Source organism: Alistipes sp. HGB5 (assembly GCF_000183485.2).
Taxonomy (GTDB): Bacteria; Bacteroidota; Bacteroidia; order Bacteroidales; family Rikenellaceae; genus Alistipes; species Alistipes finegoldii.
Genome location: NZ_AENZ01000076.1, coordinates 187,344 through 199,319 on the forward strand (window position 1 = coordinate 187,344; position 11,976 = coordinate 199,319).

13 protein-coding genes and 1 rRNA gene are annotated in these 11,976 nt (G+C 56.8%); 6 read left to right on the plus strand and 8 right to left on the minus strand.

All coding sequences use genetic code 11. The features are described from left to right. Positions 1–58 precede the first annotated feature (58 nt). Positions 59–2,389 (plus strand): TonB-dependent receptor, encoded by a 2,331-nt coding sequence (locus HMPREF9720_RS13435; protein WP_009598847.1) that lies wholly within the window; start codon positions 59–61, stop codon positions 2,387–2,389. Between the two features lie 46 nt (positions 2,390–2,435). Beyond that, a complete protein-coding gene (locus tag HMPREF9720_RS13440; RefSeq protein ID WP_009598804.1) occupies positions 2,436–2,747 on the plus strand; it encodes a heavy-metal-associated domain-containing protein in 312 nt (103 codons plus the stop codon). Positions 2,748–2,826: 79 nt separating this feature from the next. Here HMPREF9720_RS13440 and HMPREF9720_RS13445 read toward each other — a convergent pair whose 3' ends face one another. Further along, entirely contained in the window at positions 2,827–3,549 is a 723-nt protein-coding gene (locus HMPREF9720_RS13445) for an MBL fold metallo-hydrolase (protein ID WP_009598775.1), read from the minus strand. Positions 3,550–3,672: 123 nt separating this feature from the next. Here HMPREF9720_RS13445 and HMPREF9720_RS13450 point away from each other — a divergent pair, with 123 nt between their 5' ends. Both HMPREF9720_RS13450 and HMPREF9720_RS13455 read left to right on the plus strand, forming a co-directional pair. After that, positions 3,673–4,113, plus strand: a complete 441-nt coding sequence (locus tag HMPREF9720_RS13450; protein WP_175282417.1) for a DUF2147 domain-containing protein — start codon at positions 3,673–3,675, stop codon at positions 4,111–4,113. Positions 4,114–4,195: 82 nt separating this feature from the next. After that, on the plus strand, positions 4,196–5,119 hold the full coding sequence (locus tag HMPREF9720_RS13455) for a hypothetical protein (protein ID WP_244076458.1): 924 nt from the start codon (positions 4,196–4,198) through the stop codon (positions 5,117–5,119). Between the two features lie 74 nt (positions 5,120–5,193). Here the strand turns inward: HMPREF9720_RS13455 and HMPREF9720_RS13460 are convergent, their stop codons facing one another. The 6 genes from HMPREF9720_RS13460 to rpmI form a co-directional block, all read right to left on the minus strand. After that, the gene (locus tag HMPREF9720_RS13460; protein WP_009598819.1) at positions 5,194–6,405 is read right to left on the minus strand and encodes an MFS transporter; all 1,212 of its coding nucleotides are present in this window, start codon (positions 6,403–6,405) and stop codon (positions 5,194–5,196) included. Between the two features lie 15 nt (positions 6,406–6,420). Further along, positions 6,421–6,843: a hypothetical protein gene (locus tag HMPREF9720_RS13465; protein ID WP_009598919.1), complete on the minus strand. Its 423-nt coding sequence runs from the start codon at positions 6,841–6,843 to the stop codon at positions 6,421–6,423. Positions 6,844–6,851: 8 nt separating this feature from the next. Continuing rightward, positions 6,852–7,541, minus strand: a complete 690-nt coding sequence (locus tag HMPREF9720_RS15705) for a hypothetical protein (protein ID WP_009598813.1) — start codon at positions 7,539–7,541, stop codon at positions 6,852–6,854. Next, positions 7,538–8,950, minus strand: a complete 1,413-nt coding sequence (locus HMPREF9720_RS13470) for a M6 family metalloprotease domain-containing protein (RefSeq protein ID WP_009598857.1) — start codon at positions 8,948–8,950, stop codon at positions 7,538–7,540. The genes HMPREF9720_RS15705 and HMPREF9720_RS13470 overlap by 4 nt, the downstream gene beginning before the upstream one ends. A gap of 151 nt (positions 8,951–9,101) precedes the next feature. Then, positions 9,102–9,446, minus strand: a complete 345-nt coding sequence (gene rplT / locus HMPREF9720_RS13475; RefSeq protein ID WP_009598791.1) for a 50S ribosomal protein L20 — start codon at positions 9,444–9,446, stop codon at positions 9,102–9,104. 92 nt (positions 9,447–9,538) lie between these two features. Beyond that, the gene (rpmI, locus tag HMPREF9720_RS13480; RefSeq protein WP_009598828.1) at positions 9,539–9,733 is read right to left on the minus strand and encodes a 50S ribosomal protein L35; all 195 of its coding nucleotides are present in this window, start codon (positions 9,731–9,733) and stop codon (positions 9,539–9,541) included. A 259-nt stretch (positions 9,734–9,992) separates the two neighbouring features. On the opposite strand from rpmI, the gene HMPREF9720_RS13485 reads away from it, so the two are divergent. Continuing rightward, positions 9,993–10,664 (plus strand): MgtC/SapB family protein, encoded by a 672-nt coding sequence (locus HMPREF9720_RS13485; RefSeq protein WP_009598799.1) that lies wholly within the window; start codon positions 9,993–9,995, stop codon positions 10,662–10,664. On the opposite strand, the gene HMPREF9720_RS13490 is transcribed toward HMPREF9720_RS13485, so the two are convergent. After that, positions 10,661–11,293, minus strand: coding sequence for a YiiX/YebB-like N1pC/P60 family cysteine hydrolase (locus HMPREF9720_RS13490; RefSeq protein ID WP_009598774.1), 633 nt, complete (start codon positions 11,291–11,293; stop codon positions 10,661–10,663). The genes HMPREF9720_RS13485 and HMPREF9720_RS13490 overlap by 4 nt on opposite strands. A gap of 589 nt (positions 11,294–11,882) precedes the next feature. On the opposite strand from HMPREF9720_RS13490, the gene HMPREF9720_RS13495 reads away from it, so the two are divergent. Beyond that, a 16S ribosomal RNA gene (locus HMPREF9720_RS13495) occupies positions 11,883–11,976 on the plus strand; the annotation flags it as partial.

The following is an 11,976-nucleotide window of genomic DNA, read 5'->3' on the forward strand; positions in this document are numbered from 1 at the left end:
TTGGGGCGGATGCTGCGTGCATCCGTCCGGAATCAGTTTTAACCAATAACGGAACGTAATGAAAATCAACAAAATTTTAGTTTTATCTGTTTCAGCCCTCGCTGTGTGCGGCACCCTCAGCGCGCAGGATTTGCGGGGCGTGGTCCGCGATGCCGACAACCAGCCGCTGGTGGGCGCTTCGGTCTACTGGGAGGGTACCACGATCGGCGCCAGCACCGACGCCGAGGGAGCTTTTCTGCTCCACCGCGTGAAAGGTTACGATAATTTGGTGGCTTCGTATCTGGGCTTCGTGAACGACACGCTGCACGTCGCGAACGGCGCGGAGCGGATCGAATTCGCACTTAGGGCGGACGGCGTGGAGCTGGAGGACGTCGTGGTCGAGGGCAACCTCAGCGGCAACTTCGTCAAGCGCGACGGCATTGTCAAGAACGAGATGATTTCGTTCGCGGGTCTCTGCAAGATGGCCTGCTGCAACCTCGCCGAGAGCTTCGAGAATTCGGCTTCGGTGACCGTGGGGTACAGCGACGCCATTTCGGGCGCGCGTCAGATCAAGATGCTGGGCCTTGCGGGCACCTATACGCAGATTCTCGACGAGAACCGTCCGATCATGCGCGGCCTGAGCGCCCCCTACGGCCTGAGCTACACGCCGGGCATGTGGCTCAATTCGATTCAGGTTTCCAAAGGCGTGGCCTCGGTTACGGCCGGCCATGAAGCCATCACGGGCCAGATCAACCTCGAACACCGCAAGCCTACCGACGACGAGCGTCTGTTCGTGAACCTCTACCTCGACGACGAGCTGCGTCCCGAAGCCAATATCTCGACGGCGTTTCCCGTTTCCAAGAACAAGAAACTGTCGAGCGTGATCCTGCTGCACGGTTCGATGGACACCGACGTGCGCAAGATGGACCACAACGACGACGGTTTCCGCGACCTGCCGCTGGCCGACCAGTTCAACATCGCCAACAAATGGCTCTATGCCGCCGACAACGGCACGCAGATTCGCTGGGGCTGGAAGTTCGTGCAGGAGAACCGGCTGGGCGGCATGCTCGACTATAAGAATTCGATGCGCGACCAGATGCGCGAGAAATGGGACCAGCCGGGCACGCTTTACGGATCGAAGATCCGCAACCGCGGCGCGAACGGCTATTTTAAAATAGGTATGCCCGTCGGTCCTTCGGTATACGATCCCGACGAGAAGGACGAGATGCGTTCGAACCTCGCGTTCGTGGCCGACTTCGACCACTTCAACGAAAACGCCTACTTCGGTCTGAACGACTACAAGGGCAACGAGAATGCGCTGGCGATGAACCTGATGTACAATCACTACTTCACCTACCGTTCGTCGCTGATCGTCGGCGCGCAGGCGCAGCTGCAGTATTACCGCGAGAGTCTGGCCAACAATACGCCGTGGATCGAGGCCGCGAAGTCGCGTTTCTACGATTTCGACCGCAGCGAGCAGGAGGTGGGCGCCTATGCCGAGTACACCTATGCCGTCAAGGACAAGTTCTCGATCGTTGCCGGCGTTCGCGGCGATTACAACGCCTTCTACGACAAGTTCTTCGTAACGCCCCGCGGCCATATCCGCTGGAACATCACCCCTTCGACGACCTTGCGCGGCTCGGCCGGACTGGGGTACCGTTCGACCAATGTCATCACCGACAATATCGGTATTTTGGCGACGGGCCGCGCGATCGTTTTCAAAGACAGCGACTTCTCGAAGTTCAACCGGCTGGAAAAGGCCCTGACCGTGGGCGGAAGCCTGACGCAGACCTTCGGGCTGGTGAGCGCCGACGACGCGACGCTGAGCTTCGACTATTTCCGCACGCAGTTCTACAACTCGGTGATCGCGGATCAGGAGTATAACGCCGACCAGATACTTCTCTACAACTCGGACAAACGCTCCTATACGGACACCTACCAGATCGACTTCTCGTGGACGCCGGTCGAGCGGCTCGATATTTTCGCGACGTTCCGCTATACGAACAGCGAAATGACGATCGACCGTCCCGACGGAACGACGGCCCGCGTGGAGCGTCCGCTGGTGAGCAAGTACAAGACGCTGCTCAATATCCAGTATGCCACGAAGTTCCGCCGTTGGGTGTTCGACGCCACGGCGCAGCTGAACGGTCCCGCGCGCATCCCGACGCAGACCGGAAATCTGGCCGACGACAAGTATTCGCCCCGCTACCCGATGTTCTTCGCGCAGGTGAGCCGCAAGATCGGCAAGTTCGATATTTATGTCGGCTGCGAGAATATCGCCGACTACCGTCAGCACGACCCGATTCTGAATGCGGACAATCCCTTTTCGACGGGATTCAACTCGATGAACGTCTGGGGACCGCTCATGGGACGTAAGTTTTACGCGGGTCTGCGCTTCAACCTCTATTGATGCGCTCTGCGGAAAAAAGAGATTCAAACCTTAAAATAACACGAAGATGAAAAAGATTTTAATGCTTTGCCTTGCCCTTGTGATGGGTGTCGGCATGTGCGCGGCGGAGAAGCCTGCCAACAAGAAAACGGTGACGACGGTGTTTACGACCGACATCGACTGCGAGCACTGCGTCAAGAAGATCATGAACAACGTTCCGTCGCTGGGCAAGGGCGTGAAGGACGTGCAGGTCGATCTGCCGAAAAAAGAGGTGACCGTGGTATACGACGGCACGAAGAACAACGACGAGAATATCGTCAAGGGCTTCGCTTCGCTCAAGGTGAAGGCCGAGCCGAAGAAAGCCGACGCGAAGAAATAGCGGCGGCCGGGTTTTGTTATTGAAAAGGGAGGACTTGCGGTCCTCCCTTTTTTGTCAGCCGTTCGTGTGATTGCGCGGCCTATTCCATCGGCCGTATGCGGACTTCGGTGACGCCTTCCAGCTCGCGGACGAGACGGGCGGTGTCGGTTTTCTCTTCGACTTCGCCGTAGTGGTAGGGATAGAAGACCGCCGGGCGGATCGCCTTGACCGCTTCGACGGCCTGATCCACGGTCATCGTGTAGGGCTGATTGACCGGAAGGAACGCGATGTCGATATTCTTGAGGGCTTTCATTTCGGGCGTAGGCTCCGTATCGCCTGCGATGTAGATGCGCGTGCCGCCGACGGTAAGGATATAGCCGCAGTCCTCGCGGTCTTTGGGGTGGAATTGCAGGTGCCCGTCGGTGGTGTTGTAGGCGGCTACGGCCTCGACCTTGAGGTAGTCGCGCGGTGCGGCGACGCTGCCCGGCCGCATCGTGTAGCAGTTCATTTCGAACGCTTCGGCCGAGGTGCGGTCGCAGAGGATTTCGGTTTGCGGCGTCTGGATCGCTTCGACGGCCGCAACGTCCAGATGGTCGTAATGCGAATGGGTGATCAGGATCACGTCGGCCTTCGGCAACGCCGCGTATCGGGCGTAGCCGCTGACGGGATCGACATAGACGTATTTGCCGCCGACCTCGATCGAAAGCGAGGCGTGCCGGAAGAAGGTGATCGTGATTTGCGTGCCGTCGCGCGTGGTCAGCGTGTCGGCGGGGTATTCGGGCGCTGCTTTCTTTCCGCAGCCGAGCAGTGAAAGGAGGGACATAAGTAACAAGAGTTTTGGGTTCATTCCTCAAATATTGTACATAACAAGGGCAATATAGTGAAAAAAAGTGAAATATTCGTACCTTTGGCCCGCATTCGAATTTGAAAAACGATGAAAGGGACTTTGAAAAAACTGATCGTGCTGGCGGCCGCGCTGTTTGCCGCTGCGGGAGTCGCGGCGCAGGATGCCGACCGGATTGTGGGCATCTACAAGGCCGTGGAGGAGGGCAAGGAGTCCAAGGTGGAGTTCACGCGCCGGCCCGACGGCACCTACCGCGGGCAGATCGTCTGGCTCAGGAACCCGAACAACCCCGACGGGACGCCCAAACTCGACGCGAAGAATCCCGACAAGTCGAAGCGGTCGGGGCGTGCGGACCGGGTCGTGGTGGTGGACGGCGTGAAATACGATGCGGAGAAGGGCGTCTGGAACGGCGGCCGCGTGTACGACCCGACCAAGGGCAAGAGCTACAAGGTCGAGGTGTCGTTCGAGGACGACCGGACGCTGCGCGTCAAAGGATCGCTGCTGGGGTTCAGCCGTTCGGTCTATTGGCAAAAAATCGAATAAATGTGCATTTTTTTGCGCCGGGGCGCAGTATTTTTCGAATTTGTACGTTTATATCGCATAATTTAGTATTGAAATTCTTATGATGAAAAAAGTTTTATTTGTAGCGGCCGTGGCTATGTCGCTGGTTTTTAGCGGGTGTATGAAGGAAGACGACACCTACAAGAAATTGAAGCCCGTACAACCGGGGCTTAACATCTACACCGGTGCCATGAACCAGAATATCGTGTCGATGCAGCAGGCCAACTTCGGCTTGCGGCTTGCGATGCTGGTGGCCGAGGCCGACAAACAGCAGAAAACGATCGACGAAGTGACGGTCGGCAGCAGCAATACACTGCTGAAAAGGCAGTTGCTGGGCAATGCCAAAGTCGAGACTACGGCGAACGGTTACAAAATTACGTTCGATGCCGATTATGCCGACCTCGACACTTATGTCCGCAAGGGCACGCTGCTGATCAACACCAACGAGACGGCGCTGCTGAAAGATGCTACGGAGAGCAAGCCGTGGACCGTTACTTTCGAGGATAAACTGACGATGGGCTATTCGGGCGGCGACATGCAGGCCATCACGCTGACGGGCGGTCTGACGAAACTCTATTTCGTCGAGTCGTCGGGCGCTTACGGAATCGGGCTGGAGGCTCAGCAGTCCTATGTCGGCAAGACCGAGGAGCTGACTTCCAACTGGAACGGCAAATTTACGGTGAAGCCTGAGAACGTGAATTTCACCTATACGGACTGCGCCGGCAAGAAGTTCATGCTGAACGGCACGGCTACGGGCCGCACGTTCAACACCTATGACGGCATTTCGGCGACGACGATGAGTCTCAGGATGACCAACGGCGAGTATTACTCTTCGTCGGCTCTTTACGGCGGCAAGATCGAAGCGTCGCTGGGCGACGGCTACAATCCGAGTCTCTATCCGTCGAAGGATGTCATCGTGGAGATCACCTTGGAAGGTACGCGGCTTCGTCAGACGATCACCTATGCCGGTCACATTGTGACGGTTTAGGGAATTTTATCCGAATGAAAAAGAGCGGGGCTTGTCGGCCTCGCTCTTTTTTTTGTCGCCCTGTATTTCCGTCGTCAGGAAGATTGTCGGTCGAGCCGCATGACCGAAGGGATGCAGAATGCGATGAGTCCGATGCAGCAGATGACCGTGCCGGCGATGACGAAGGTCGTCGTCAGGCCGACATGCTCGGCGAGGAATCCCGTGCCGAGCAGTCCGATCGCCGAGGGGAGCAGTCCGAAACTGTAGTACAGCGACATGACGCGCCCCAGCACTCCCGCGTCGATGCAGCTCTGGATGACGGAGACGAACGACGAGTTGAAGACGCTGCTCGTGACGCCTTCGATCAGGGAAAGGGCGGCGAAGAGCGCGAATGCCGTGGGCGGCAGCATGCCCGAAGCGGCGAACAGCAGTCCGATGGTCAGGTACATCAGGTTTATCAGCACGATGCGGTTGACGCGGTAGGTTCGGGCGCCCATGACGGCGCCGCCGATCAGCGCGCCGCCGCCCCACACGATCTCGATCAGGCTCATTTCGTAGGCCCCTCCGCCGAAGTGCTGCAGCGTCATCAGCGGAAACATCACACCGACGGGCATGATGAAGAACCACACGAGGACGGCCAGCGTGAAAAACCAGCCCATGCCCGGAACGGCGTGCATGGCGCCGAACCCTTCGCGGAACTCGCGCCAGAGACTGGGCTTTTGCGCCGTGCTGCGTTCGGGATTGGGAATGCGGACCAGCAGCAGGGTGGTGCAGGCGATAAAGGCCCCCGCGACGTCCAGCAGCAGGATGTTGCCGATGCCCGTCAGGTTGATCAGCAGGGCGCCGAACGCGGGCCCGATGATGTTCGACAGCGAACTGATGATCTGGTTGATGCCGGCGATGCGCGTCAGCTGCTGCTTGGGCGCGAGCAGCGGCACCGAAGCCTGCATGGCGGGGGTGTGGAAAGCCGACCCGATGGAACGGCAGGCCAGCAGCACGTAGATATGCCACATGCGGGCGACGCCGAGCCAGAAAAGTACGGCGAGGAGCAGGGTGCACAACGCGATGAAACTGTCCGCCAGAATCATCGTCCATTTGCGGTCCCAGCGGTCCACATAGACGCCGACCAGCGGACCCAGCAGCGACTGGGGAAGCATGCCGGCAATGGCGGCCAGCGCCAGCACCTGCGCCGAGCCTGTTTCGAGGCTCACCCAGAAGATGATGGCGAAGGCGACGACCGAACTGCTCAGGATCGAGGCCAGCTGTCCGCTCCAGATGACGGCGAATGTCTTTTTCCAGTTTTCCACGCTGCGTTTTTGCGGTTACATGCCGATCCGCGGGAAGACGAAGCCTACACGCGTTTGATCGGACCAGAACCAATAGTGCTGTTTGTCCGATTTGAGCAGCACGAAATCTTCGATGCTGCCGATGTTGAGTCCCGTGTTGTCGGTGAAGGTGCCGCGGACCTTCTGTCCGTCGGAGGGCATCGACTCCAGCTGGAGACTGACAAATTTCAGGCCCGCGTCGTCCTGAATGCGGAACGTAAGCGTCGTCGGATCGACGAACAGCTGCTGCTTCGCCTTGTCGAAGAGCCGCAGCGCTTCTCCGCTGCGGTAGATTCCTACGGCTTGGGTCTCCTGCAACGCCGTGCGCTGGGCCTTGAGCGTCGGGTCTTCGGTTTTGTCTTTCGAGCAGGCGGCTGCGGCCGCGAGACAGATCAGCAGAAGATATTTGAGGTGTTTCATGGCGGATGCTATTTGACGGTGATGTATTTGACGATATACTGCTGCGACTCCTCTTCGGCGTCGGTGACGACGGCCATGATGGTGTGTTCGCCTGCCGCGAGAGTCGTGTAGGTGTTTTCGGTCTTCCGGTTGTCGATGTACCAGTCGATCCGGCCGATCTTGCCGCGGTAGTCGAGCAGACTCAGCATGACCGGCGTGTCGTGCGTGTATCCCTCATCCGGAACGCAGATGCGTACGCTTTTATAGGTGTAGGTCGGCTCCGTATTGAAGACCATGTCTTTGCTGCTGTCCACCGTGTCGGATACCTGTGCGATGGAGAGTGCGTATTCGGTGGCGGGCGACAGACCCGTAATGTGGAAGGCGTTGCATCCCGTTACGGTCTCCGAACGCTGTGTGCCTGCCGATTTCCATGTGATCTCCCACTCGGCGGCCGGATCGCCCTCCCATGTCAGCAGGGCGTCGTACTGCTTGGCGCTGACCTCGGCCTTGAGATTGGCCTTGGTCTTGACCGACAGCCGGACCTGCGAACCGTCGAGTTTTATATCGCTGAACGAAACGGAAGGTTTGCCGCTGTTCCATGAGATATAGTCCGCGTTGGTTTCGGGCGAGAGCGACGTGATGTTGTTCGCGCCGGGGAAGAACGTCTTCTGGGGAACGTCGTAGGACGACCGGCCCGGAACCGACCGCACGAGTTTCATACATTCGTGGGCCGGATTGTTGTTGAGCGTATTGTAGGACCACTGCGGGGCGTATCTGCTGGTGTAATCGACATGGTATACCAGCAGGCCGCGGCACGCTGCTGCGCTGTTGAGGGGCTGATCCCACTTGTTGTTCCGGGTGTCGCGGTTCTCCAGCAGGAAATAGTCGTTCGTCGTCGGCGTCTGCACCAGATAGCCTTTGTTCTCCGAGACCGGAGCAAGCGTGTAAAGCCCGTTTTCCGTGACCTCTTCGGGTTCGGCCCAGCCGACCATCCAGCGTTCCAGTATGTTGACCGACGGCGGCGTGCGGCTGTGTTGTTATAGCTGCCCGAACACATCAGCGAAAAACTCTCCAGCGCCGGGGCGGTGCCGCCCGATGCCGAGTAGTCGGTGTCGTAGAAGTCGGGCCAGCCCAGCACATGGCCGAATTCGTGACAAAAGGTGCCGATGGCGGTCATCTGGTAACCGCCGTTCAGCTCTGCGCCGCAGGCGTATCCCTGCAGTTGTACACCGTCGAATCGGACATCTAGATACTTCGAATTAACCCGTACGTCCCACCGGTGCGGCCAGATGCTTTGCGTATCGCCTGAGTCTGCCTGTCCGCGCCCGGCGTAGAAGACGAAGACGTCGCGTATGACTCCGTTGTCGGCGAAATCGGTGAAGTTGACGTCGTTATCGGCCAGCCGGCATGCTTCGACGATCAGTTCCGGTACATTGTCCGAACCCTCGCTCCCGGCGTAATATGCCGATGTTTTCGAGGCTTTGTAGGGACCCACCACGACGAATTCGGGATCGAACAGTCTGTTGGAGTTGTCCTGATAGTAATTCCATGCGCTGCCCGTCGCGCCGTTGACGCTGTAGCCGTCCTGCATGAGCAGGTTGCGGAAATCCTGCTGCGCCGATGCCGAGGCGAATTTCTTGTCGGAGGACTCCACCAAGATAATCAGCGATTTGAGCCGGCCTGTGGTTTGGGCCGAGGTGATGCGCCGCGGAGGGGCGGGCTTTCCGGCTGCGGGAAGCACGGGGGCCTGCGTTTGCTGCGGCGCCGGCATGACCATCGGTTTGACGTAGGTCGGTTTGAGCTCCTTCCCCAGTCGTGAGACGACGGCTTTCTCATCGGCGGTGAGTGCGTTTACCGGTCGGGCCTTGACTTTTGTCGGGATCAGTTTTCCCGAAGCCGAAAGCTCGGCGTAGTAGAGGTCGCCGTCGGGACCTCCGGTCAGCGTGTAGCCGTCTGAGGAGAGCATGTAGTGGCGGCGCTCGTCTCCGACGAGACGGACGGTGAGTTGCGTGCCGTCGCTCTGGGTTACTTGGATGAGACCCGGTTTGGCGGGAACGGCGTGCGCAGTTCCGATACCGCAGAGCAGCGCTGCGGACGCGGCGGCAAGCGAAAGGAAAAAGTGTCGCATATGGTTTGTTTTAGATATAAGTGTATAAATGTACGATAAAATCCGGAAATTACTGCCGATTTTATCGAAAACCGCATCGTCCGGTTATATATCGGAATTAAAAAAGGCGGATACCGAGGTATCCGCCGCTATAAACCTTTCCGCAGAGAGGTTATTTAACTGCTTTAACTATTGCCTCGAATGCTTTCGGCTCGTTCATCGCCAGATCGGCCATAACCTTGCGGTTGAGGGCGATGCCCTTGGCGTTGACTTTGCCGATAAATTGCGAATAGGTCATTCCCTGCGCGCGGACTGCGGCGTTGATACGCGTGATCCACAGCGAACGGAACGTCCGCTTCTTGAGTTGACGGTGTGCATAAGCATAGCACAGACCTTTTTCGACCGTGTTTTTCGCAACGGTCCAAACGTTTCCCCTTGAACCAAAGTTACCTTTGGCAAGTTTCAAAACTTTCTTTCTTCTTGCGCGTGACGCAACAACGTTGACTGAACGTGGCATACTGTAAAGTTTTTGAAGAGCTGTCAGCGATGCGGTTCTCCCGCATTCTTTGGGGCTGTTTCGCTCCGATTAATAAAATGTCCGCCCGGAAATTACTTGACGAGCAGGTTCTTGATTTTGGCTTCGTCAGCCGCAGAAACGGTACCCGAATAGCAGAGGTTGCGTTTCTGTTTCGTCGTCTTTTTGGTCAGGATGTGACTGTGATAAGCGTGTTTGCGCTTGATCTTTCCTGTGCCGGTGAAGGTAAAACGCTTCTTCGCAGCGGCATTGGTTTTCATTTTCGGCATTGTCGTAAATAGTTAATTAGTTAAACATAGCCTGCAAAGATACGAAAATTTCGGCACTCTGCAACCTTGAGACGGAAAATTCTCCTCTTTTTCACCGGAAAACGTTTTCCGGCGCAAGGGGTGTCCGCTCCGTGCGGAGGGCTTCTTCGTGTCGGCCTGTCGTTCCGTCCGCCTGTTCCGGCACATATGCACGCAGGCATCCGGTTTGTCCGTCCCGATAATTTGTACTATATTTGATAGGGAATAAAACCGCGGAACTATGGAGATGGAGTGGGATTTGATATTGAGATTGTGTGTGGCGGGCCTTTGCGGCACGGTGATCGGACTTGACCGCGAGTACCGGGTCAAGGATGCGGGATTCCGCACCCATTTTCTGGTCGCGCTGGGCAGCGCCCTGATGATGATCGTGTCGCAGTATGGGTTCGAGGGCTTTTTGGCCACGCACGACGGACTGCGGCTTGATCCCAGCCGTATCGCGGCGCAGGTGGTGAGCGGCATCGGCTTCATCGGCGCCGGCACGATCATCATTCACCGGCAGCTGGTGCGGGGACTTACGACGGCGGCCAGTTTGTGGGCCACGGCGGGAATCGGACTTGCGGCCGGAGGACATATGTATGTCGTGGCCGGAGCGGCCACGCTGCTTACGCTCTTTGCGCTGGAGGTGCTGACGCTCTTTTTCGGCAGGCTGGGGCGCCGCCGGATCATGGTCGTCTTTTCGGCCGCCGACCGCAAGGCGATCGACGCCATGTTCAACGAGCTGCAAAGCAGTGAATACGCCGTGATCTCCTATGAGGTCGAGGCGCAACGCAGTCCCGACGGCGTCGTATACCGTGCGACGCTGGTTATCCGGGCAAAGGGGAATGCCGACGAAGAACGCTATGTCGATCTGCTGCGTGAGAATCCCGATGTGACCGTCGAGCGGATCGTTTAGAACCAGCGGTATACTTCGCGGAGCGTTCTCTCCTGCGACATGTCGTTGGGGTTGGTGCCCGGAACGCCTTCCGGGACGGATTCGCTCCGGCGGGCGAAAAGCTCGGTCCAGAATTGCGGCAGCGTGCCGTCTTCCGCCCGGAAGTTCATCGGACGGGCCGTGAAGATCGGCGAACCGTCGCTTGTCCGGTAACATTCCCAGACCAGTTCACTGCAATAGAATTTCCCGTTGTCGGGCCGGAAGGAGTAGTCGTAGGGGAGTCCGAGGTAATTTTGCGCCCGCCTGACCGCTTCGCAAACTCCCGCAGTATCCTTCAATCGCATGGCGACGACCGCCGGACGTCCGCCGATTTTTGCCGACCGGGCGAGGAATTCCGGCAGTGCCGTAAGCCGGACCCCGCCGTTCGTCGTGGCTTCGAGTACCGAATCCGCTCCGTTTTTCACCACGGCGATTCCCACGTGCGAGAAATTCAACCGTCCGTTTTCACCCGTCGCCGCGGTGATCGCTCCGGTCATATCCGAACTTTCTCCGGCCTGAAAGAGCAGGTCGCCCGATTGCAGTGCATGGTCGTTCCGGCCGCATGAAACAGCCGAAAAAAGTATACCTATATATAATAAGCTTCGTTTCATTCTGTCCGATCTCTTGTGGGGACAAATATATTAAAAATTTTTCACAACTAACTCGCTGACGCATAGCAGGGTGTGAAAATGGCTCCGAAAATGTTGAAAAAAAGTCTCCGAAATATTTGGAAATAGCGATTAAATGCCCTTATCTTTGCACCCGCTTCGAGAGAGAAACACTACTCCGAAACACAAAAACAGGTTCTGAAAAATTTTGAAAAAAGTTCCGAAATCTTTTGGAGATTCAGAAAAATGACTTACCTTTGCACCCGCTTCGAATAAGAAATACGGTTCGAAACGATAAAAGAAAAGGTTCTGAAAATTTCTGAAAAAATTCTTTCAAAAAGATTTGGTGGTTCAAAAAATATGACTTATCTTTGCACCACTTTCCGCTGAAAAATCGCGGTCAGAACAACGGGGAAAGCCGAAAGGCGAAACCCGACAAAAAGAAAGAAATTGTTCTTTATAGCAATATAATCGAACAGCGTTCTTTGAAGTATTTGAGCAGCTAAAAGTTTTTTTCCACTCTCGCAAGAGAGTGATTTCAAACAATACCTTTGAGATTAGAGCGAAAGATTTAAAACAAAACATTATTTATACAATGGAGAGTTTGATCCTGGCTCAGGATGAACGCTAGCGGCAGGCTTAACACATGCAAGTCGAGGGGCAGCGGGGAGTAGCAATACTCCGCC